This is a genomic window from Kordia periserrulae (genome assembly GCF_003054265.1).
Lineage (GTDB): Bacteria > Bacteroidota > Bacteroidia > Flavobacteriales > Flavobacteriaceae > Kordia > Kordia periserrulae.
In genome coordinates this window covers 175,494-196,217 of the sequence record NZ_QBKT01000008.1, presented here as the reverse complement: position 1 = coordinate 196,217, position 20,724 = coordinate 175,494, and the positions used below count along the sequence as shown (strand labels likewise).

Annotated in this window: 27 protein-coding genes; 8 read left to right on the top strand and 19 right to left on the bottom strand. The window is 33.2% G+C overall.

Translation table 11 applies throughout. From position 1 onward, the window contains the following. On the top strand, window positions 1–705 hold a 705-nt coding region (locus tag C8N46_RS16390), incomplete at its 5' end, for a TlpA family protein disulfide reductase (protein ID WP_245896905.1). Between the two features lie 37 nt (window positions 706–742). Further along, window positions 743–1,312, top strand: a complete 570-nt coding sequence (locus tag C8N46_RS16385; RefSeq protein ID WP_146169855.1) for a hypothetical protein — start codon at window positions 743–745, stop codon at window positions 1,310–1,312. Here C8N46_RS16385 and C8N46_RS16380 read toward each other — a convergent pair. From C8N46_RS16380 to C8N46_RS16355, 6 genes are all read right to left on the bottom strand, one after another. Further along, window positions 1,299–1,751, bottom strand: a complete 453-nt coding sequence (locus C8N46_RS16380) for a sterol desaturase family protein (protein ID WP_108116029.1) — start codon at window positions 1,749–1,751, stop codon at window positions 1,299–1,301. The genes C8N46_RS16385 and C8N46_RS16380 overlap by 14 nt on opposite strands. Before the next feature lie 13 nt (window positions 1,752–1,764). Next, window positions 1,765–2,604 carry a phytoene/squalene synthase family protein gene (locus C8N46_RS16375; protein WP_108116027.1) on the bottom strand — a complete coding sequence of 280 codons (840 nt, stop codon included), beginning with the start codon at window positions 2,602–2,604 and terminating at the stop codon, window positions 1,765–1,767. Then, a complete protein-coding gene (locus tag C8N46_RS16370; RefSeq protein WP_108116025.1) occupies window positions 2,588–4,072 on the bottom strand; it encodes a phytoene desaturase family protein in 1,485 nt (494 codons plus the stop codon). Before C8N46_RS16370 ends, C8N46_RS16375 begins: the two co-directional genes overlap by 17 nt. Before the next feature lie 46 nt (window positions 4,073–4,118). Further along, on the bottom strand, window positions 4,119–5,015 hold the full coding sequence (locus tag C8N46_RS16365; RefSeq protein WP_108116023.1) for a MerR family transcriptional regulator: 897 nt from the start codon (window positions 5,013–5,015) through the stop codon (window positions 4,119–4,121). Between the two features lie 158 nt (window positions 5,016–5,173). Beyond that, a complete protein-coding gene (locus tag C8N46_RS20170; RefSeq protein ID WP_146169854.1) occupies window positions 5,174–5,425 on the bottom strand; it encodes a hypothetical protein in 252 nt (83 codons plus the stop codon). A gap of 179 nt (window positions 5,426–5,604) precedes the next feature. Then, a complete protein-coding gene (locus C8N46_RS16355) occupies window positions 5,605–5,868 on the bottom strand; it encodes a hypothetical protein (protein WP_108116019.1) in 264 nt (87 codons plus the stop codon). Window positions 5,869–6,062: 194 nt separating this feature from the next. On the opposite strand from C8N46_RS16355, the gene C8N46_RS16350 reads away from it, so the two are divergent. From C8N46_RS16350 to C8N46_RS16335, 4 genes are read left to right on the top strand one after another with little or no spacing between them, the layout of a single operon-like run. Continuing rightward, the gene (locus C8N46_RS16350) at window positions 6,063–6,428 is read left to right on the top strand and encodes a hypothetical protein (RefSeq protein WP_108116017.1); all 366 of its coding nucleotides are present in this window, start codon (window positions 6,063–6,065) and stop codon (window positions 6,426–6,428) included. Window positions 6,429–6,462: 34 nt separating this feature from the next. Beyond that, entirely contained in the window at window positions 6,463–7,284 is an 822-nt protein-coding gene (locus C8N46_RS16345) for an ATP-grasp domain-containing protein (RefSeq protein WP_108116015.1), read from the top strand. A 23-nt stretch (window positions 7,285–7,307) separates the two neighbouring features. Further along, a complete protein-coding gene (locus C8N46_RS16340; RefSeq protein WP_108116013.1) occupies window positions 7,308–7,817 on the top strand; it encodes a hypothetical protein in 510 nt (169 codons plus the stop codon). Window positions 7,818–7,825: 8 nt separating this feature from the next. Continuing rightward, window positions 7,826–8,122, top strand: coding sequence for a hypothetical protein (locus tag C8N46_RS16335; RefSeq protein WP_108116011.1), 297 nt, complete (start codon window positions 7,826–7,828; stop codon window positions 8,120–8,122). A gap of 49 nt (window positions 8,123–8,171) precedes the next feature. Here the strand turns inward: C8N46_RS16335 and C8N46_RS16330 are convergent, their stop codons facing one another. From C8N46_RS16330 to C8N46_RS16315, 4 genes are all read right to left on the bottom strand, one after another. Next, on the bottom strand, window positions 8,172–8,432 hold the full coding sequence (locus C8N46_RS16330) for a hypothetical protein (protein WP_108116009.1): 261 nt from the start codon (window positions 8,430–8,432) through the stop codon (window positions 8,172–8,174). Window positions 8,433–8,528: 96 nt separating this feature from the next. Beyond that, on the bottom strand, window positions 8,529–9,548 hold the full coding sequence (locus C8N46_RS16325) for a tetratricopeptide repeat protein (RefSeq protein WP_146169853.1): 1,020 nt from the start codon (window positions 9,546–9,548) through the stop codon (window positions 8,529–8,531). 12 nt (window positions 9,549–9,560) lie between these two features. Further along, entirely contained in the window at window positions 9,561–9,806 is a 246-nt protein-coding gene (locus C8N46_RS16320; protein WP_146169852.1) for a hypothetical protein, read from the bottom strand. Window positions 9,807–10,289: 483 nt separating this feature from the next. Then, the gene (locus tag C8N46_RS16315; RefSeq protein WP_108116003.1) at window positions 10,290–10,475 is read right to left on the bottom strand and encodes a hypothetical protein; all 186 of its coding nucleotides are present in this window, start codon (window positions 10,473–10,475) and stop codon (window positions 10,290–10,292) included. Window positions 10,476–10,747: 272 nt separating this feature from the next. Between C8N46_RS16315 and C8N46_RS16310 the strand changes: the two genes are divergently transcribed. Then, entirely contained in the window at window positions 10,748–11,803 is a 1,056-nt protein-coding gene (locus C8N46_RS16310) for a M57 family metalloprotease (protein WP_108116001.1), read from the top strand. Window positions 11,804–11,889: 86 nt separating this feature from the next. Here C8N46_RS16310 and C8N46_RS20990 read toward each other — a convergent pair whose 3' ends face one another. From C8N46_RS20990 to C8N46_RS16275, 9 genes are all read right to left on the bottom strand, one after another. Next, window positions 11,890–12,018 (bottom strand): hypothetical protein, encoded by a 129-nt coding sequence (locus tag C8N46_RS20990; protein ID WP_262498084.1) that lies wholly within the window; start codon window positions 12,016–12,018, stop codon window positions 11,890–11,892. 223 nt (window positions 12,019–12,241) lie between these two features. Next, a complete protein-coding gene (locus C8N46_RS20165) occupies window positions 12,242–12,466 on the bottom strand; it encodes a hypothetical protein (RefSeq protein WP_146169851.1) in 225 nt (74 codons plus the stop codon). A 150-nt stretch (window positions 12,467–12,616) separates the two neighbouring features. Continuing rightward, window positions 12,617–12,766: a hypothetical protein gene (locus C8N46_RS20610; RefSeq protein ID WP_158269185.1), complete on the bottom strand. Its 150-nt coding sequence runs from the start codon at window positions 12,764–12,766 to the stop codon at window positions 12,617–12,619. Between the two features lie 229 nt (window positions 12,767–12,995). Beyond that, window positions 12,996–13,148 carry a hypothetical protein gene (locus tag C8N46_RS20605; RefSeq protein ID WP_158269184.1) on the bottom strand — a complete coding sequence of 51 codons (153 nt, stop codon included), beginning with the start codon at window positions 13,146–13,148 and terminating at the stop codon, window positions 12,996–12,998. 365 nt (window positions 13,149–13,513) lie between these two features. Continuing rightward, a complete protein-coding gene (locus tag C8N46_RS16295; protein ID WP_108115995.1) occupies window positions 13,514–16,102 on the bottom strand; it encodes a TonB-dependent receptor in 2,589 nt (862 codons plus the stop codon). After that, window positions 16,086–16,982 carry an HTTM domain-containing protein gene (locus C8N46_RS16290; protein ID WP_146169850.1) on the bottom strand — a complete coding sequence of 299 codons (897 nt, stop codon included), beginning with the start codon at window positions 16,980–16,982 and terminating at the stop codon, window positions 16,086–16,088. Before C8N46_RS16290 ends, C8N46_RS16295 begins: the two co-directional genes overlap by 17 nt. Beyond that, window positions 16,948–17,574 (bottom strand): hypothetical protein, encoded by a 627-nt coding sequence (locus C8N46_RS16285; RefSeq protein ID WP_108115991.1) that lies wholly within the window; start codon window positions 17,572–17,574, stop codon window positions 16,948–16,950. The genes C8N46_RS16290 and C8N46_RS16285 overlap by 35 nt, the downstream gene beginning before the upstream one ends. A gap of 6 nt (window positions 17,575–17,580) precedes the next feature. Continuing rightward, a complete protein-coding gene (locus tag C8N46_RS16280) occupies window positions 17,581–18,420 on the bottom strand; it encodes a GLPGLI family protein (RefSeq protein ID WP_108115989.1) in 840 nt (279 codons plus the stop codon). A gap of 65 nt (window positions 18,421–18,485) precedes the next feature. Further along, entirely contained in the window at window positions 18,486–18,728 is a 243-nt protein-coding gene (locus tag C8N46_RS16275) for a hypothetical protein (protein WP_108115987.1), read from the bottom strand. 1,477 nt (window positions 18,729–20,205) lie between these two features. Between C8N46_RS16275 and C8N46_RS16270 the strand changes: the two genes are divergently transcribed. After that, on the top strand, window positions 20,206–20,724 hold the full coding sequence (locus tag C8N46_RS16270) for a hypothetical protein (RefSeq protein ID WP_108115986.1): 519 nt from the start codon (window positions 20,206–20,208) through the stop codon (window positions 20,722–20,724).

The window sequence follows — 20,724 nt, the reverse complement described above, 5'->3', positions numbered from 1 at the left end:
CAAACAACAAACAACAAACAACAAACAACAAACAACAAACAACAAACAACAAACAACAAACAACAAACAACAAACAACAAACAACAAACAACAAAACCATATCTTTACAACATGCTAAAAATACCTAAGAAACTTACTAGAAAACATTGGAGTAATATCATTTTTGTCGTAGTATTACTGTTGATATTTTTTACGCCTGCGGGAACTTTTGTAAAAGTCAAGTTGAACCAAGCAAAAATGTTGTTTGTCAGTCCAAGTAGTATTGAGGAAGCTGAAAGAGTCGTTCTAAGTAATTTTCAATGGAATTTGGTAGATACTAATGGAAAAGTCGTAAACTTTCAGGAAATGGAAGGAAATATCATTTTGGTGAACTTTTGGGCGACTTGGTGTCCGCCGTGTATCGCGGAAATGCCAAGTTTGCATAATTTACATAAAGACTATGGTGATAAAATTACCTTTCTGTTTGTGGCAAATGATACCAAAGAAAAAGTAAATACGTATTTGGAAAAGAACAATTATAATTTACCAGTGTACTACGCTACTGGAAATGCGCCAAAGGAAATGCAGTCGAACAGTATTCCTACTACGTTTTTAATTGATGATCAGGGGAAAATTGTGATGAAAGAAATCGGTGCTGCCAATTGGAACAGTACCAATGTCCGTACGCAGATAGATGAATTGTTAGCTTTTTCGTTGGCGGAATGATTCAAAAGATAATGATGATTATTTGAAAAAAAAGCACATGAAGAAAGTTAATTTTAAGCAAACAAGCTTCATTGCGTTTTTGCGTTCAGAATATGAAGGAAGAAAACACACAAAAGGAATATTAGAAGCTATTTCAGCATTTACTCAGCTTTTTATTCTTGGAATTTTTAATTATCGAATCAAAAAATCATGGAATGAAGTGTATCATTCTATTGAAAATAATCTTTTAAGTTTTCACGCTGAAGTTACGAGTGGTTTTGAAGGACAGAAACCAAGAATGATAGCATTGCTTAAAAATTATGGTGCTGAGCGAATTGAATTTTCTTTTAATAAAGCTCATATAGCCGTTACAGAAGATTCAATGTATGTGTTTCCTTATATTTCAAAGGATAGTGAAAACAGTGCTATTTATTATGACAGACTTGAAACTGCTTTTAGAATAGTTTACAATTCTGAAAATAAAAAGGATAAATTTTCAATAATTCAAACAATTGAAAATATTATTTCTATGCGACATGAAAATGATAGTACAATTATCACAATCAGGTCTTCAAAAGAGAATACCGAGTTTGAATTGGTATTTAATCAGAAGATTATTTACGCTTAAAATACTTCATCGGAACCCACAACATACCAAAACATTCGCCATCGTCTTTTCCTAAATGCTTGTGGTGAATTTTATGCGCTCTTCGAATGCCTCTTGCGTACCAATTATTGGCGTTTCTGAACATTTTAAAACGTTGGTGAATAAAGATGTCATGTACCATAAAATAGGCGAGTCCGTAAGCGAAAATTCCAATTCCGATAGGCAATCCTAACCAGAAAATATCAAATTTCCACAGTAAAAAACAACCGATACTTACTACGGCGTAAAAAATGAAAAAAGCATCATTGCGCTCAAACCATGAATCGTGGTCTTTGTGATGATGATCTTTGTGTAACGACCATAAAAAACCGTGCATCACGTACTTGTGCGTTGCCCACGCCATAAATTCCATAATACAAAAAGTTCCTAAAAAAGTAGCTATCCAAATAAGGGTTGTCATTGTCTGTTATATTTTAAATCAAATTTAGTTGATAATTTACATACGAACGCGCTAATAATGCCATTTTTTGATAATTCGGAATGCGAATTCGAGTGTTTTTAATTTTCTTTGAAGGTGTACGCTTCAACTTGTGTAATAGTTTTGAGTAATATTTATATGCCGTAAATACACCAAATTTTGCTTCAATTGGCAATTTTGCAATACCTTCCAAGCCCAATTTAAAATCGTGCTCAATTTCTGCGATGATTTTTTGTTTGGAGGCTTCATCCAAGTTTTGCAAATCTGCGTCAGGAAAATACGTGCGGTCTAAATCTTCAATATCCGCTTTTAAATCGCGTAAAAAGTTTACTTTTTGAAATGCAGAACCTAAGGACATGGCAGAAGCTTTCAAATCTTCATATTTTGCTTCATCACCTTTTACAAATACCTTTAAACACATCAATCCAACTACATCAGCAGAACCGTAAATATATTCTTTGTATTCTTCATGTGTGAGATAGACTTTTTTGTCTAAATCTTGACGCATACTTTTCATAAACGCATCAATCAAATGGATAGGAATGTTGTATTTATGAACCGTATGTTGAAACGAATTTAAAATTGGGTTTAGGCTAATTTTATGTTCAAGAGCGGCATCCCAATCTGCCTGAAACTTATCCAGTAAGTAAGCTTTGTCATACTCGTGGAAAGAATCTACAATTTCATCTGCAAATCGCACAAAACCGTAAATATTGTATATATCTTGACGAATGGATGGTGCCAGCATTTTTGTAGCTAATGAAAAAGACGTGCTGTACGATCGCGTCACAAGCGTACTGCAATTGTATGAAACAGAATCAAATAGTGCTTTCATGAGTATTTGGTTGATGTTTGGTGATTAATTCGGCTACCAGTTTCCCGGAAATCAACGCTGGAGGCACTCCAGGACCAGGAACGGTTAATTGTCCAGTAAAATAGAGATTGGAGACTTTTTTACTTTTCAAATTAGGTCGTAAAAATGCAGTTTGCAACAGCGTATTTGCCATTCCATAAGCATTTCCTTTATATGAATTGTACTCTTTTACAAAGTCGTTTACACAAAAGGATTCCTTAAATATAATATGTTTTGTGATATTTTGCTGAGTTAATTCCTCAAATCTACTCATGATAATATCAAAATATTGTTCACGAAGTGCTGGTGTATCTTCCAATCCTGGTGCGATTGGAATTAAGAAAAAACCTGCTTCTTTTCCTGCTGGCGCAGCAGATGCATCTGTCATTGACGGAAAGTTTGCATAAAACAACGGCTCTTTTGGCCAAGAAGCGTTGTCGTAAATTACATGTGCATGCGCATCAAAATCCACATCAAAAAACAAAGTGTGATGCGATACATTTTCAATTTTTTTATCAAAACCTACATAAAATAGGAGTGAAGAAGGCGCAAAAGTTTTCTTCTGCCAATAATTTTCAGAATACTGACGGTATTTTTCATCCAACAAGGTTTCTGAATGATGATAATCAGCTCCTGAAAGCACGATATCGGCGTGGTATTCGCCATTTTCTGTGATGACTTTTTTCGCTTCTTTATCTTCAATATCAATTTTTATCACATTTTCATTCGTTTTAATGGTAACGCCTAAACGTTTTGCCAGCGTTTCCATTGCTTGGATAATGCTGTACATGCCGCCATCAGGATGCCATGTTCCCAATCCGAAATCGGCATAATTCATAAAACTGTAAAAAGAAGGTGTGTCGCTTGGTTTTGCTCCTAAAAACAATACAGGAAACTCCAAAATTTTAATCAATCGGTCGTTTTTAAATTCTTTGCGAACATCGCGTTTGATGTTGCTAAAAAATTGTCCAATTTTCTTAATAGTTTTTGCATTGACTAATTCGAGTGGAGAAACGCCTGGTTTGTATACCAAATCTTTAATGGCTACGTTGTAATTATCTTCCGCATTAGCTATAAACTTTCGGAGTTTTGCGCTGCTTCCTTGTTCTTCTTCTTCAAAAGCGGCACAAATTTTTTCCAACGTATCTTCGATGCGAATCGAATCATTTTTTCCAAAATATACTTCGTACGCAGGATTGAGTTTTTCTAAATGGTAAAAATCAGAAGGTTTTGTATTGAAGTCGCTAAAGAATCGTTCAAAAACATCGGGCATCCAATACCAAGAAGGGCCTAAATCGAAGGTAAATCCGTCTTTTTTAAGTTGTCTGGCTCTGCCACCAACAGTAGCATTTTTTTCAAGGATAGTCACATCGTATCCCGCTTGTGCTAAGTAACAAGAAGCGGATAGAGAGGAAAATCCAGAACCAATTATAATCGTTTTTAGTTTCATTGTTTAACAAATGTAATAAAAAGTTAAACAAAAATAAAATCGAATTTTAGATTTCTTCAACTAGGTCAATAATTGACTTGTAAACTTTCAGATTTTTGTAATTTTCAGTGTTCTTGACAAATTTGGCTTGATAACCTAGCAACCATAAATGATGCTCTTCAAACCCTATTTTTTCGTCAAATTCCTTTAAATAATCTTCCAATTTATCTTCAGTAGGCGTCACTGTAAAATAAGAAATAAAATGCAATTCTGGAAAAAAGCTGTGAATATTCGTTAAACTGTCAATCGGAATGGTTTGCCCTAAATAAATGGTGTGGTATCCATTAAGTTGCAATTCGTAGTTTAAATACAACAATCCAATTTCATGTATTTCATTTTCAGGTAAGTATAAAACAAACGTTTTGGATTTGTTCGATTTCTCTAAGGTCTGAATGCGTTCTGTATTCAGAATAATTTTCTGTTTGATTAAACTAGAAATGAAATGTTCATGTGCAGGATTGATGGTTTGTGTATGCCATAAAACACCTAATTCGTTCAATAACGGAACAAAAGTTTCATAGAAAATCTCGCGAAACGATTTTTCGGATAACAATTTGTTGTACGTGTTATAAAAAAGACTGTAATCAAAATTAAGCATTGCCAACTTGAAAGAATTTAATGCTTGATTGTGAACATTTTTTTCGGTAGCAATTTCTCTAACTAAAATATGGATTTCATCGTCAGGAATTTCAGCAATTTTAGAAATTTTATAGCCGTTTTTGTAAAGTAATGTAATATTAAGAAGTTTTTGTAAACTCTTTATATCGTATGTTCTTATGTTGGTATCTGTTCTCTCAGGTGCTAATAAATCATATCTTTTTTCCCAAATTCGGATTGTGTGAGCCTTAACACCTGACAGATTTTCTAGATCTTTTATACTAAATTTAGTCTTTACTGCATCCATCTGTCTAATCTTTTTCTTTTTAGCTTAAACAAAAATACGTTAAAAATATTGTATTTCCTCTTTATTTTGTCACTTTCTTTCTATTAAGAATTATTATAAATAAGTGCATATAAAAAGAGCTATCAAAAATTGACAGCTCTCAAAAATAATAATTTTTTTTAACATTTTATATCCACTGACTGATTGCACCAATCTTGCACGGAATATGCTACAGTACAATTACTTAACGGTCTTGGTAAGGTGTTGCAAACCTCAGGTTGTACGGTTAAGGCTATTGTGCAATTTCCTACGGGAATGGCACAGGTTGCCGAAAAAGGATCTGTTTTGTCATTACCTCCGCGAATAGCTTCATTTAATGAGGAAATGATCTGCTTTTTTAGCATAAACTTGTTTAACTTTTTTTTCTTCATGTTGATATATTTTAAAATGATGATTAAAAATAGCGAGAAGAATATTACTGCAAAACCAAAGCAAGTCGTCATTTATAAATACAGAGTCTTTTTCTTATCGAAATGACTTTTGTATGCGTAAAATGTTTGATGCTGCTATTTGTTTCCTTAAAAAAGTCATGAAAAAAGTAGAATTGAGTTTATATGTGAATTTCTTCTTTCTGTGTAATAATTGCATTGAGTTTTCTAAAAAGTACCATCACCACATAAAAGAAAAATGCACCCACCAAACCACTCAAAAAGAACAAGACGACGTCAAAAAAGAAATCGTTTCGAAATTTTTGCAAATTTGCAGTTGCATACCTGTCAAATCCTACAAAAGTGACTACCCAACATGCGCCAAAAATTAGCGATATTAAACAAGCTTTGAGAAAAGAAAGCGCATACTTTATATATAATTTCATTTTATAAAAATACACAAAAAGTATGGAGAAGAGAAAAAATACGAGTCTTAGGACTCGTATTTTCTGTAATCAATTCACATAAAAATTAACTTTTGACACAATTTTTGACAATTTTTCACAAATTAGTAAAGACTTCATGATGGTTTTTGCGGTAAAATTTTGATATTAGCTTTTTAACAAATACATATTATATCATGAAACATCTTAAAACACTACTTTTTGCAGTACTTATTTTTAGTTTTTTATCTTTTCAGAAAACAGCAGATATTATCGGAAAATGGGAAATGTTTAAAATGGAATCTGCAGAAGGTGACGTTCGCGAATCAAGCGGAAATTGGATGGAATTTGTAAAAGGCGGATTGCTAAAAGGTGGAAATTCGCTAGAAACAACCGACAGAACAGGCGAATGGCAATTTAATGAAGCAACGAGTGAAGTCACAATTAGTTCAGAAGAAAAACGATCAGGAGAAGGTACTTTTAAAGTTACTTGGATGGATGACACTACAATTTACATCACCGTTGATAGAGGAAATAAAGTATATTTAAGAAGAGTCAAATAAGGAAGCCATCACAATTTCGATTGCAAAAAGTAACATGAAAACAATTTTAGTCGTTAATGGAGAAGCATATTGGAAGGCTATTTTGCCAGCGTACAATGTGGTGCAAAAATCAATTCAAAATACGTCTTGGATTTTAAAATCGGGGAAATTGTATGTTGGAGATGATAAAGGCGTCATTCAGCCAGATGGTATTTTGTGGCGCGTGGGCGCGATAAAACCTTCGGAAATTCAAACCAATGCGTTGGATTTGATTGCGCTTGCAGGTGTTCCATGTGTGAATGCTCCAGAAACCTTAAAAGTCGGATTTGATCGCTTGTCAATGCTGGCAACCATCAAAAAATTAGGATTATCTGTGATTGATTTTGATGTCGTTACCAAATCTACCGACTTAAAAAATATCAAGCGCGATTTTCCTTTTGTGGTCAAAGTTGGAAACTATCATGGCGGATTTGGAAAGGTGTTGGTGGAAGACGAACGCAAATGGCAAGACATTCAAGATTTACTTTTTGTTACCAACGATTACATCACAATTGAACCATTTATCAACTATGTGCGAGATATTCGATACATTGCTATCAACGACAAAGTGTGGGCAATGTCGCGCAAAGGAAAATTTTGGAAAGCCAATATCGAAACCACCGATTTTGAAGAGTTTGAACCTGAGGAAGCTTTGGTCAACGATTTAAAAATGTTGCAAAATGCTATCGGAGCAGATATCATTGCCATCGATATTTTGGAAGAGGAAAATGGCGATTTACACATTGTAGAATACAACGATATTCCTGGCTTATCAGGTTTTTCAGATGAACTCAAATACGAATTGGCAACGGTATTGACGCGTGCGTTGAGTAGATAAAATATGCTAGAAAACGGAAACGTATGAAAAATGCTTCGGAATGGATATTAAAAGCAATGCGCTTGGTTGCGTGGATTGTTTTTGTGTGGATGTTGGTCAAAGCAGGCGCCATTATCATGTCGTACGGAGCAAGTATTAACAACCCTGAAGGTGCCAAAGATTTGTATCGCGGATTGGATTTGTCGCGTTACTACGAAGCGAGTTTCTTTCATTATTCAGTCATCGTTTTTTACTATATCTTGCTTTTCTTATTGCAAGCGTATATGGCGTTGTTTGCGACGCGTTTATTAAGTGAATCTTCTTTGGTGAATTTACAAACCGAAAAAGTATCAAGTATGTTACATAACGTAAGTATTACCGCTTTAATGGCACTTATTGTTGGAATTGTGCATAATATTCATGTGGAAACGATTGCAAAATTTGCACAAATTACGGCAGATACATTTTCAGGAGAATATCTATTTATGATTGGATTGGTCTTTGCTATTTCCTTACTATTTAAAAAAGAAATTGACAAAAAAACAAATACTTAAAAGGAAATATGAGTCGCATTAATTTCAACAAATGGGCATTTCACTTTTCAATTTGGATTCTGATTATTATCATTTTGAAAGAAACGGTTGTTCAAAAGTATTTCTTTACTGTTTTTACTGAAGACAATCGTTATGCTGTGGCAATTTCTGCTTTTGAAAGCATTATGGCACTCTTATTTTTAGGAATTTTAATTTTCTTACTTGCTTCCATCCTTCATAAAAAAGCTAAAAACTATCAATTCTGGATTGCCACTTTTGTGGGAATTTTTTATGTATTGCGCTTTCTATATTTTATGTTTAACTAAAAAAGACCAGCTTACAGCTGACCTTTTTCGTTTAAACTTCTACAAAAATCTATTGAATACAATCGCATGAATAATCGCGACAAGTAAAAGTATCTTGACATCCTGAAGTACACTCCATAGAACAACCTTGCGTATTTGGATCGGTTGTTCCTGGGTCATCACCAAAGCAACGAAGAACAAGGGATAAAGTAACAACGCAAGGTTGTGTTGATGCTCCACCAGCAACATGAATCATTCCGATAGCTCTGCCTTGCAAATTCGAAATCGTGTTTTTTTGAAAAGACAGTTTCTTTAATTTTCTTTTTTTCATGATATATATTTAAAGTTCACATGTAATTTATCTGAAAAACAGTGATTTATATAATTTTAGTACTCGGATTTTATGAATTTGAAGTAATAAATATGATCAAATTTTAGGAACAACTACATAACCGCCGATCCAGCAGTCAAGCGCTATTTTTTCACCACCTTTGTAGCCTTGGTTAAAAGTATCAGGTTTGCTTGGCGCAGATTGCATGTAGGTTGTTTCTAAAGAATTGGCTTCGCTTTTTACAGAAGCATCTACCGAAGCGGCTTTTTGCGCCATTTCCGCCGCTTTCCAATACACAGCTCTTTTTGTAAAACTGTCCGTTCCACATTCGTTCGCGCTAGAACCGTACAAACGTGCCAAATTCAAATACGCTCTTCCCGACGCAGGATTTGCCGCAATAGCTTTTGAATAATACGAACGCGCGGTAGATTTTTGCCCTGCTTTTTCAGCTTCTTTTCCTTCATCATTTAAAACAGCAGCTTTTTTATCAGCATCAGTTTCTAAGGTTAAATATGCTTCTAAATACTGTTGCGCTTTCGCGGAATTGCCTTTGCGACGATGAATTTGATACAAATACAATTTTGAATTCGCGTTTGGCGCTGCTGCATCAATCGCTTCAACGAGTTCAATAAACAACGGATGTTCCTTGCAACCTTTTGCATCTAACTGTCCCGCCGCTTTTTTGAGCCAATCGATATTTGAGCGTTCAGTTTCTAACTTTTTTCGAAACATCGGAATGAGTGTTTCGCAAGTTGCTTCTTTCTCAATCAGAATATTCATGTTGGTGGAAAGTGTTTCGATAGCTTTTGCGTTTTTTGGAGTTTGTTGTTTTTCAAGCTCATATTTTTCTTGAATTTCATCAAACTTTTCAATCAACTGTTCTAATGAAATGCCACTTGTTTTTTCTTGATACATTTTATAATACAACTCAAAATAATAATACAAATGCACAGGATTGGTGAAATGCTCTTGGTCTGTTGTAAATGCTTCATGGAAAAACGAATATTGCTCTGAAATTGTACCAATATCATGTAAAACCATTAATTCGCCAATTTTGGGAAGAAATACACCTTTGTTGGTTTTTTTAGGATGCAATTCCAATCGGTCTGTATACAATTGAATTAATTTTTAGGCAGCTTCTTTTTTGTTGGAAGCATGTTCCAATTCATCATCGAGAACGCGTTCGCCATAGGCATAAATCGCATAATTTGTGGAGGCACAATTCTTCCGAAGTTCGGCTAATTGTGGAGCAGCTTCTGTAAATCGTTTTGTTTTTACATTTTCGGCAAACAACGAAAGAAGTTCGTTGCAATTGTTTTGCGCGTGCGACAAGACACTGAAGAACACGCAAAAAATGGTAACTTTTGTGTTCATAATTTCAATTTTAATCGGTTTTGAAAATAAGCGCACAAAATGTGTTCCGAAAAAGAATAATCTTAAAAATAGAGGAAATTAGAGGTGTTTTTTTGAGAAGTCGGTTGACTCGATATAAATCTCGACTATCAAGTAAAAAAGCGATCCGAAGACCGCTTTTGTTTTTATTGACATCTAGAATCACATTTGGTTTCACAAACGCTGACTCTACAGCTAAAGGACGCACAGTTATAATAAAATGTGTCGTTACCACCCGTAATTTTTTGCGGTTGTAAAGTTGAAATGGATTTTTTGTTCAATGCGAGACCATCAAGGTTTCTTTTTTTCATGGTTTTAAAAATTTGGTTAGCCATAAATCTAATAAATATTCACTAAAAGTATGTAAGGAAACACCGTAATAAATCTATTTGAAAATACTTAGATTTGATGATAGATAAAAAAAAGCGAACCAAGGTTCGCTTTAAATATTTTTTGCATTCCTTTTTACATACAATAAGGACCTGGAAATGCATTTGGGTCGCCATACGCCAAACAATCACTTGGATAACTTGCTGGATCACAACAATCAAGACTTGGATTGCAACAGCGACGTATTTTAACTCCTCCGTTTACTTTGCTTTGTTCTTTCTTTGATAATTCCGTTCCGATTTTTAAAATTGATTGTATCATGGTATAAAATTTTGATTTAAAGAAAGATATAAAGATAAAATAGTAATCCTTTACGGTAATACCATACTTAACATTGTATATAGCAAGCAGCGTATTAATTTTTTGAATAAATAAAGGATTACAATTATGTTGTTTGTAAAGTTATTACTATCAATTTATTACCAAAACTACACGTAAGTGTTATCTTATTGTAACCGTAAATCAACTACTATTTTACCGTATATTTCCCCAGCAATGTTTGGATAAGTTTGAGAAACCAAAAATTATTCAACATGAAAAAAATTAAGTATTTAGTAGGAGTTATTGCACTGTTTGCAATGCATAGTTGTAGTACAGATACTGTAGAAACAGTAGAGGAAACGGCTATCGTAGAAGACCAATCAGAATTGGTATTGAAAGAAATTTTAAGTTTAGGATTTTCTGAAAAAGATATCACTGATATGGGAACGTATTTCCTAGTGGGAGATGATATTTCATTTTCAAAAACAGGAAGACCACAACTTGCTGATGACAACATGACGCCAAAGCAGCGAAGAACAACGTATTTAGTAGATCATAATACGATTGGAGTTCGTATTGATCCGTCATTGCCTTCCAATTGGAAAACTGCAGCAAGAGACGCAATGAACCACTGGAATGCAAATTCGGGAAGTTCTATATTTTTATATGAAACGGATTACTATTGGCCGTATAACGGTGGATTTTTGTTCAATCCAGAAATTCAAGTAATGAGTGATAGTTCTGCGCCATTACCAAGCAACACAATAGCTGCAGCAGAATTCCCAACATCTGACGGAATGCCTGGATATAGAGTTCGAATCAATTTGGATTTTAATCCTTGTACTGTTACCAACAATTTGCGTTTTTACAACATGATTCATGAACTTGGACATTGTTTGACGTTTGCACACACCAATTCCTCATTCGGGACACATATTTCGGGAACTCCAACGAGCGATTCAAATTCTGTAATGAATGGCGGAACAGCATGTACCTTGAGTAGTGGACTTTCTACAGGCGATAGAACGGCTGTAAATACATTATATCCATTAGGAATTACTGCGCCGACCAATGTACAAGCATATCACGATGGTGACGAAGAACTTACAATGACTTGGAATGCTGTACCTGGAGCCACGAGTTATAAAATCTATAACAACATTAAAGAAACGGGAAAAACGGGTTGGTATCATTACCGAACTAGAACTTCCAACAGTTATAGCAGAGAATTAAAACTTAAATACCGTAACGGTTATCGAATGATGGTGACAGCGGTAGATGCTAACGGAAACGAAAGTAAAATGACCGAAGCCAATTATAATTGGTAAACCCAGAATCATTTACACATAGCAAAACACGCTGTTTTTAATTTAAAAACAGCGTGTTTTTTTTATATCATCAAAAGTTGTAGTTTTTACCAACAACCACTCATAGTTCGAGCAGTACAATTAAAGGTCACTCTTCCACCTTTGATGGTGTTTTTATTAAAATTGGACATTGTTTTCTTAGTGAGTTGTAACGACTTTAAACTTTTTTTCTTCATGATTTAAAATTTATAAGATTTCTATTGCAATTAAATTATTAAAATAAATCAGAAATTATGTACGGTTACACCATAATTAATGATACTGCTGAGGTGCTAAAGAAACAAAACAACAGTAAGAATTAGAATTTTAAAGGTGACACATGCGTTATTGAGTGTTATTTCGTAAGCAAATTTCTAGAAACAACATAAAAAAAACGATCCGAAGATTGCTTCTCAATTTTTAAAAATCATTGCACTTATCATTGCACAGAGAAAAACAACTGTCATTGATAGTAGGAATGTCTATGGTTGGAATTTCGATAGGAGGGCAGTCCTTTGTGTAGTTAGGATCACAGCAAACTCTTCCTGTATCGGAAGCTCCTCCTTTAATTTCAATCACGTTCGGATTAAAACTTGAAATAGACTTTTTGTTAAGCGTTAATGCTTTTAAATTCTTTTTCTTCATGATATGAATTAATTGGTTAATAAGCTTAAATTTAAGGAATTAAGTGTAATGTGCAAAAGAAAAGCGAACGGAAGGTTCGCTTATAATTTTATCCCTGATTTGGAGAAGCTGGAGATGCTTCCCCTTGAATATATACTACATCTAGGTTGTCTACATATTTGCGTCTGTAGGTCTTGTTCCATTTTCAGTTATATCTGGACCAACACAATATCCTCCATCGTCTGGATGGCTCGGATGCGCTCTTGAATAATCACAATCTCCTTGACGACGTTCTGATCTTTTTATTCCCGCTCCACTCAATTTGTGCAGCTTGAAATTAGAAATAGACTTTTTGTTAAGCTTTAACGATTTAAGATTTCTTTTTTTCATATATGAATGATTTACAATTAATAAAGCACTAAAAGTAAAGAGCTAAAAGAGAACATACATAGTACAAAATGTATGATTTTTTTAAAATGAATACTATTTAAAAACTGTAGTCATTAAATGTAATGAGAAAAGAAAAGCGAACCGAAGTTCGCTAATAAGGCTAAAGAGATAAAATATCCTCAATGAGTATAGAGGATTCGTCGTCTTCTTGACCTCCAACAATCATGTTTGGATTTTGAATTTTTTTGTAAGAATCAAACCCTGAAATATACTTCTTGTTAAGACTTAATGAATTAAGATTTCTTTTTTTCATAATACTAGATTTAAAAATTAATAATAGCATGAAAGTAGAACAGGAAAAAACTAAAAACAAGAATCATGGCCTATGGTTTATGAATCAAAGGTTATTAAAATATTAGATTTTAGACAAAAAAATCCCAACATTTCTGTTAGGATTTCATTTTAAGAAGAAATTTCTTAGTACCCCAAAGGTTTCTAAAATCGAACTTTTTGGTGGAGGATTTGAAGGCTATTGGTTGGTTGTGAATGAATATAATATACTACTAGATACATTTTAACTCTATAATATCTTTTTGATTTTGAAGTATTTAGTGTGAATTGAATAATTATGTCATTGAGAAATGAATTCCATAAAATATTCTTAAAATTATATTAATCCTAAAATTTGAATGATGTGTACAAAATAAGATAGCCTAGGTTATTCTCAGTTCGTACTTGTGTGAGCGTATTTCCTTCGGAAAGTGTATTGGCAAAATTAAAATTATTGAGCTCAAATAATGTCAGTAGTGATCTACCTTCTAGTGAAAAAGAGAGTTTGTCAGATACGTCATATTTTAAAGAAAGATTACAATCAGGCACGTTAAATCGATCATCATTTATGTCGTAAAAAGTATAATCAAAATCAAATTGCCAATTTATTTTATCACTATGACCTTTCACCATAAAAGTATTGGTAGTGATTGATTGTTTTGTGATATCATCTCCATTAATTTTAAAAGTAAGATTATTCCATTTTATATTATTAGATATTTCTTTAATGAAAAATTTACGCGGAAGAAAACTTACTTTAAAAGAAGGTTCCCAAAGATTGCTATTTGCACGCGCGTTTTGACTGTTAAATCGAGTAGTGTATCTACTAGCCCTAAAATTGAATCCGCCACCAATATCAAGACGATGATATGAAGAACCCAAATAAACACCTTTTTTTGCGCCAGCTCTAATGGTGTGAGCTTGCTTTTTGTCAAAAACACTGTTTGAATAGTAAAAAATGTTGTCAGATATAGAGTCAAGGACACTTTGCAAAAAATCTTGTTCTTGCGTGTATCGATATTCAAAATTTATATTTTTTGATCGCGCCACATTGCTGTTAAACCAACTAAGAGAAACCTCATCTTTAACAGAAAATCGTTCTAAATTTTCATTGCCATTCTCGTTTACAATTCTATTGTTAAAGTTTCTTACTATGGTATCATACAACGCATTTAATTGATAAAATTCATAATTGTGTTTTACTCTTATAATTAAATTGTTTTGTGCCTCAAAATTGTATTTGAGAAAATGAGACATTTTTAAAAACTCTCTAACACGAGTATTTTGCGTAAAAATTAAAGACGGAATCACTGAAAAACCATAGTCCAAATCTTTAATAGAACCATTTAAAGAAACGATTGATTCTACCGTAGTAATGTTCCTTTCTAGCTCAGAATTGGTATTAATGTTATTGACTAGCGCAAGATTGCCTTTTTCGTTATTGTTATTTATGGCCAGCCCAGTATTAAGCGTAGCTTTTTTAAATCGAAAATTAAAATTGACCAAACCTCTTATGTAGTTTTTGGTAGACGAACCTTGTTGAAAGACATCCTCAACGTCAATATTGGTGAGTCTTGTTTCAAAATCCTTTGTATTTTTTTCATAGTAATAATCAAGATTTGTATTAAAAGCGGTATTATCGCCCAAAAGATGGGTTATTTTTAGTGCATTGTTTAAGGTGAAATTTTTAGGATTGTATTGTGCTTGTTCTTGTAGAAAAGTTGTATTTGATACAAAAATGGAGTCTATATTGTTATTTTCTTTTTTAAAATCTATTGCTACAGTGCTGAGTACATTTTGTAGTACTGTTTTTGGTGAAAGAATACGGCTGTAATTAGCTGTTGCTGAAAGAAAATTACCGTTATCTGTATTTCTTAGGTTGCTTTTATTTAAAAGTGTATCACCAATAAAAGTATTGTACTCTACATCTCGTTTAGTGTTTATATTCCCATGGTATAATACAACACCACTTTTACTATTCAAACCTTGCCAACGTAGCGTAAGACTATTATTCGTAACAAAATTTCGAGTAGTTTGATAATCTTCCACAAAGAAAGGATATAATATTTTATTCAATTCTTCGGTGGCATATCTTCTCACAGCAGCAGAGACATCTTTTTCACTTAGTTGTTTTGTTCCTGTATTGTTGGTGTGAGAAGTTGCAAAAACATTTAGTTTGTCTGAAAAAAAGAATCCTTTGCCGTTGAGTCTGTATTTGTCTTTAAAACCATATCCCAAATTAATTTGTGTCTTTAGGACGCCTTTAAATTGTGATTTGGTTTCTATATTGATAACAGGATCTCTAATACGTTTAAAATCTAGCGTAAACTTATCTTTGTAGTTGTCTATTATTTGTACGTTTTCCATAATCTCATAATTAAGATTATCTAACGCAACCGTATTTTGATTGATAAAAACTTCTTTACCATTAATAAGAATTTTATTGATTTGTTTTCCTTGATAGCTAATGGCGCCCTCTTCTCCCAAAATAACACCTTCTGTTTTATTGAGCATGTCGCGCAAAGTACTTTCTTTACTTAAATTCATGCTTTCTGTGTCAATATTGAGCGTGTCCGTTTGTTTTTTTGCTTTTAAAACAACCGTTTCTAATTCCGTTAAACTTTCTTCTACAATAATGACCAACGGTTTTGTTAGGTTGTTTACCTGAACAACTGTAATTTTTTCTTTATAACCGATTCCTGTTACGCTAATGATAATTTGTTTGATTTTAGCGGAAATTTCGAGTGTAAAGTTACCTTCATTATCACTGTAGGCATACGTGATAGGCTTTTGTGTTTCAGTACTATCTTTCACAACGACATTGGCAAAAGGGACAGATTCACCTTTGCTATTTTTGATGACACCAGAGATTTCTTTTTGCCCATACGAACAAAAAATACCAACAAAAAATAGAAATACACTAAGCTGTTTCCACATCCGAAGTCTTGTTAATCATAGTTATGTTACTGTACGCCGCAACATTCCAAACAATCATCATAGCTGAAAATGCATATAATTCCATCATGAAGGCAATACTAGCATGCATCATTATTATTCCGGTAATAACGTATTTTCTTGTTTTTTTGTAATATACTAAAAAAGGATAGGAAAACTCTAATAAAACAGTGCCGATTCCAACTACGGTTAAAATTAAAGGATAAACAGCATAGTAAGAATTATCAACAGAAGCAATTGCTTTCCAAACAGAATTTCCGTTCCACCATCCTACATCGAGACCTTTGGAGATTCCAGAAAAAAAGTAGGCAATAGCTAAATGAATTTGTATCACTCGTCTGTAATTCAAAGCAACAATTTGTGGACGTTTAAAAATTTTGGCATCAATAGAATAAAAACGACCTGCTGGAAATGCCATGCAGTAAAAAAGTGACATGGTTAAGAAAAAGTCGTATCCATAATTAAACGGTCCAAAACTTTTGAAGATGAGCAATTGCAGAATTACAGCAATACCAGCTGCAAAGCGTGTAAAAAGACCAAATAAAATACAAAACAAAGCTGTAATGTATGTTGGAACAGCTATTGAGTAAAAGATGTCTAGAAGTTCATTACTTTTCAAAAATCCATAAAACGCATGTAAGTATTTAAAATCTCCAGCTTCTAAATACAGCAACTCTTGCGGTATAAGTGTTCGTGATGATGAAAATAATGAAGGCAAGTCACTATATAGTGAGCCTATTTCAATTAGTGCAATTGAGGCAACTGCAATTCGAAAGAAAATTAAAAAAGAGATTTCTTTACCATCTTTTTCAAAAATACTTTCCAATTTATTGTACAGGGAATGTACCTTCTTGAACAACATAAATATTCGGTTTAGTGTTACGATTTCTATTCCATACATTTTCTGGAACTATGGTGATGATTTTTACTGTATAAGACGTACAGTTAGGAATATCTTTGGCTTTTTGTTTCCCAAGCCATTTTAATGTTTTGACTACATAATCTTTTCGGTAGTTATATCGTTTTCTCAATTTTACAACTTCAGGACTTGTGTCTGAAACATCGGTGGTGTCTAGTTCGATAAGCTTTTCAGTTTCCGCGACATAATTTGTGAGAAAAGAAGCGTATCCTTCCAATCGCATAATTGCATTTGTTCCTGTCAGTTCAAAATATCGATCAGATTTTATTTTCTTATCATTGGCATCTAAATAAATGATTTTTAAATATTTTTCAGTGGAAGTGTGTGTGCCATAAAAACCATATCCTGTATTAATTCCTGAAAAAATGTAATATGGTTCTGTATATCTATTTTGCTTAAACATACTAAGCACAGGAATTTTCAACGTTTCATCATAATGAAAACTCCAATATGAGTCCAAGTTTGCCCAAAAAGCTTGAAAAAAAATGAGCACTAAATGTCCTGTAAAAAATAAAACCAATATCTTTTTTTTCATGACTGCTTATTTTCGATTGGGTCTTTTGTAAGGCTTTTTATGGAAAAACTCGTAACTTGAATTCGCCATATCTCCTTTTTTTATAAGAAGTATAGGTTCAATACCGTAATGTTTTTTCCTGTTTTTCTCTTCTAAAAAAGTATTGTATTTAGTTTCATAAAGCTTTTTGAATTTACTAACATCATCCAAATACTCTATTTTAGACAATTGTATCGTTCTGAAATAGTCTTCTGCTCTAACTACCAAACCTGGTAATCCTTGATATATAGAAGGACCATTTGAAACTGGTATATCTTTCGTATACCAAACCGTAAGCATAGGGTAACTGTCTTCATCTGAAATAGCTTTTACACAATTTAATCCGTCAATAACTCTCTCTTCATTAGTAAGTTCCCATTTTATATCACCAACTTTTCCCTCTGTATAGAAGGTTTGATTCATAACCCATTCATGCTTTAGGGTGATATTTTTTGGAGTTTTGATGGAAAAAAGAACTGTATCTGAGAGTGCAGCTCTAGTTCTCGGATTCTCCCAACCCATGGGTCTAACTTGCTGTGTGGAATCTAATACATATATAGAAGAGCGATTTTTTAAATTGATATACAAACTGTAATAATCTGTAATCCCTTTCATAAAATCATAAATAGAAGCCCTTGTTGGACTACTTTTCATATCACTTTCAGTCATTCTATATTGACTTACGGGTGTACTTGTGTAGGTGAGCTTTATAATTTGTTTTCTCGTTTTTTGTATATATTTTGCGTTATCTGGTTGTTTCCAGCTAATTGCAATAAAGCTAGCAATTGCTAAAAATAAAATAAAACCATTTCTTTTAAAACGTATCATTTGCTTTTGTAAATTTAAAAAAGCGGCACTCCTGTAAAAAAAATGCCGCTTAATGTTTCCTGATCTTAGTATCCGCCTAAAATATTTGATTGCGTTTCTTGTTCAACAGGTTCTGTGTGAATTCTATCACATTCGCTAAAAGTTTCTTGCGTTTTGTACTTAGTGTCACAAGTTCCTGTTTCAGCTCTTAATTCTTGTTGAGTAATTGCTTTTGCTTCATCCAATAGATTGTTTTTGTCGGCTGGACTAAACGCAAAAGTTGCGAAAGCTACAGCAATAACTGCAGCACATGAAAACATTTTTTTCATAATTTTAAAGTATTAAAGGTTAAACATAATTAATTGTTTGTAATATAACATTTGTATATAAAAGATTACAAGGGCTTGTCAATAAAATATGTAAGATAAAAACTTACTTTTTGAGTAAGAATAAATAATATAAAATAGAAAGTTATTACATTTTTTAAAATTATTTACCCTACAGATTGTCTGAAATTTTATTAATGATTTTAGTGAAAAAACATTTTAAAGAAATCTAATTTTGTAATGAAGGATTTAAAGTAATTTGGCTTGTTTTCCTAAGAAATACAGTTTACTCATTAATGATTTTCGCCTTGTTGAGTTCTATGCAATTATTTATAAGCTATCCTAAAACGCTAACTTATTTAATAAGAATTAGTTAGTATGAGTAGTTTGCTAAACATTAAAAACAAAAAAATCCCAACATTTCTGTTAGGATTTCATTTTAAGAAGAAATTTCTTCAGTACCCCAAAGGTTTCTAAAATCGAACTTTTTGATGGAGGATTTGAAGGCTATTGGTTTGTTTGTGGAAGAATATAGTTCATTATTAAATGTATCTTAACTGATTATAAAATCAAATACCAAGTACTTCTTGAAAATTTTCAAGTTAAAGTTCAGATTCAACTTCAAACTCCCGCGCGGCAGGCTGGCTACTCGCTCAATAGGTCTACAAGACCTTTTCTTTACGCTCGTTCCCAAGGTCAAGTGCCAAGTACTTCTTCAAAATTTTCAAGTTCAAGTTCAGTTTCAGTTTCGAATTCCTACCCGCCAGCTGGCTACTCGCTCAATAGGTCTACTAGACCTATTTCTTCCGCTCGTCCCCAACGTCAAATGCCAATTACTTATAAAACAATGAATTCGGAGAAACTCCGCGACACGAAAAAGTTTTCACGGCGTCAAATGCCAAGTACTTCTAAAACTTGATATGGATTATCATCTATCAACTTCAAGAAGGTGTTTTCACGGCGTCAAATGCCAACAGTTCTCAAGAAACTTTTTTTCTTCAAATTCCTACCCGCCAGCTGGCTACTCGCTCAATAGGTCTGCAAGACCTATTTCTTCCGCTCGTCCCCAACGTCAAATGCCAAGTACTTCTAAAACGGTAAAGATGGAGCAAGAACGAAATCGTCTGGAGAGTTTTCACGGCATCAAATGCCAAGTACTTCTAAAACCCGTACTTTTTACAAACTCAATAAAATCAACACTTTCCAAGGGTTTTAACATTAGATTCCCGCGTAGGCGGGAACTACGGTTTTGACTCATAGTATGCATTCGGTTCATTTTGTCAAAGATCAGTTTCAATTTTACAACGATAATAAACCATTTTTTAAATCTTCACGCCATACCTTATTCAAGGTATATTTTGGAACAGAATTCCATTATTATCTAAAAACTACCTTACTCAAGGTATGTTATGGCTTGCAGTTTCCATCTAGTTTTGAAACATCCTAAAACGAATTGTTTAACTAAAATTTTAAAAAAAACATGGGAACAGCACACAAACAAACATTTTATACAATAGGAACATATTGTACTGAAAAAAATGAACTTAAAATGCATACAGATATTCCAGAAGTTACACTCACAGATTCGGGAACTGAATACAATTTGAAATTACAAAATTGTTATGACATTTCTACCGAATCAATACCCTGTATATTAATTGTATATAGTCACGGACATCCAACAAATCGCAACAAACTAGAAGCAGAAAGTAGCGTATGGGATGAGAATACGCGCGATTTAGATTCTGTCTTTTCAAATACAGAATTTCCCTTAGAGAAAATTTTTGCCATCACACTACACGACGAAGATTTTGAAGAATGGCAAAAAGATATCTATCGTTTTTATGTGCAGCATCATGTATCATTTAATGCGGACACCAAAAAATTTGTATATGATTTGGAAATCTTGCAACACTTCATTGCTGGCAAACCCTTACAAATTCAAGTAAACGAAGAGCCCAAAACGGCTGGTGGTGGCGTCATTGATCCCTTAGTATAA

What these genes read in the sequence shown, in the direction of transcription:
- C8N46_RS16385 (WP_146169855.1), top strand. Translation starts at nt 743, where the DNA reads ATGAAGAAAGTTAATTTTAAGCAAACAAGCTTCATTGCGTTTTTGCGT.
- C8N46_RS16380 (WP_108116029.1), bottom strand. Translation starts at nt 1,751, where the DNA reads ATGACAACCCTTATTTGGATAGCTACTTTTTTAGGAACTTTTTGTATT.
- C8N46_RS16375 (WP_108116027.1), bottom strand. Translation starts at nt 2,604, where the DNA reads ATGAAAGCACTATTTGATTCTGTTTCATACAATTGCAGTACGCTTGTG.
- C8N46_RS16370 (WP_108116025.1), bottom strand. Translation starts at nt 4,072, where the DNA reads ATGAAACTAAAAACGATTATAATTGGTTCTGGATTTTCCTCTCTATCC.
- C8N46_RS16365 (WP_108116023.1), bottom strand. Translation starts at nt 5,015, where the DNA reads ATGGATGCAGTAAAGACTAAATTTAGTATAAAAGATCTAGAAAATCTG.
- C8N46_RS20170 (WP_146169854.1), bottom strand. Translation starts at nt 5,425, where the DNA reads ATGAAGAAAAAAAAGTTAAACAAGTTTATGCTAAAAAAGCAGATCATT.
- C8N46_RS16355 (WP_108116019.1), bottom strand. Translation starts at nt 5,868, where the DNA reads ATGAAATTATATATAAAGTATGCGCTTTCTTTTCTCAAAGCTTGTTTA.
- C8N46_RS16350 (WP_108116017.1), top strand. Translation starts at nt 6,063, where the DNA reads ATGAAACATCTTAAAACACTACTTTTTGCAGTACTTATTTTTAGTTTT.
- C8N46_RS16345 (WP_108116015.1), top strand. Translation starts at nt 6,463, where the DNA reads ATGAAAACAATTTTAGTCGTTAATGGAGAAGCATATTGGAAGGCTATT.
- C8N46_RS16340 (WP_108116013.1), top strand. Translation starts at nt 7,308, where the DNA reads ATGAAAAATGCTTCGGAATGGATATTAAAAGCAATGCGCTTGGTTGCG.
- C8N46_RS16335 (WP_108116011.1), top strand. Translation starts at nt 7,826, where the DNA reads ATGAGTCGCATTAATTTCAACAAATGGGCATTTCACTTTTCAATTTGG.
- C8N46_RS16330 (WP_108116009.1), bottom strand. Translation starts at nt 8,432, where the DNA reads ATGAAAAAAAGAAAATTAAAGAAACTGTCTTTTCAAAAAAACACGATT.
- C8N46_RS16320 (WP_146169852.1), bottom strand. Translation starts at nt 9,806, where the DNA reads ATGAACACAAAAGTTACCATTTTTTGCGTGTTCTTCAGTGTCTTGTCG.
- C8N46_RS16315 (WP_108116003.1), bottom strand. Translation starts at nt 10,475, where the DNA reads ATGATACAATCAATTTTAAAAATCGGAACGGAATTATCAAAGAAAGAA.
- C8N46_RS16310 (WP_108116001.1), top strand. Translation starts at nt 10,748, where the DNA reads ATGAAAAAAATTAAGTATTTAGTAGGAGTTATTGCACTGTTTGCAATG.
- C8N46_RS20990 (WP_262498084.1), bottom strand. Translation starts at nt 12,018, where the DNA reads ATGAAGAAAAAAAGTTTAAAGTCGTTACAACTCACTAAGAAAACAATG.
- C8N46_RS20165 (WP_146169851.1), bottom strand. Translation starts at nt 12,466, where the DNA reads ATGAAGAAAAAGAATTTAAAAGCATTAACGCTTAACAAAAAGTCTATT.
- C8N46_RS20605 (WP_158269184.1), bottom strand. Translation starts at nt 13,148, where the DNA reads ATGAAAAAAAGAAATCTTAATTCATTAAGTCTTAACAAGAAGTATATT.
- C8N46_RS16295 (WP_108115995.1), bottom strand. Translation starts at nt 16,102, where the DNA reads ATGTGGAAACAGCTTAGTGTATTTCTATTTTTTGTTGGTATTTTTTGT.
- C8N46_RS16290 (WP_146169850.1), bottom strand. Translation starts at nt 16,982, where the DNA reads ATGTTGTTCAAGAAGGTACATTCCCTGTACAATAAATTGGAAAGTATT.
- C8N46_RS16285 (WP_108115991.1), bottom strand. Translation starts at nt 17,574, where the DNA reads ATGAAAAAAAAGATATTGGTTTTATTTTTTACAGGACATTTAGTGCTC.
- C8N46_RS16280 (WP_108115989.1), bottom strand. Translation starts at nt 18,420, where the DNA reads ATGATACGTTTTAAAAGAAATGGTTTTATTTTATTTTTAGCAATTGCT.
- C8N46_RS16275 (WP_108115987.1), bottom strand. Translation starts at nt 18,728, where the DNA reads ATGAAAAAAATGTTTTCATGTGCTGCAGTTATTGCTGTAGCTTTCGCA.
- C8N46_RS16270 (WP_108115986.1), top strand. Translation starts at nt 20,206, where the DNA reads ATGGGAACAGCACACAAACAAACATTTTATACAATAGGAACATATTGT.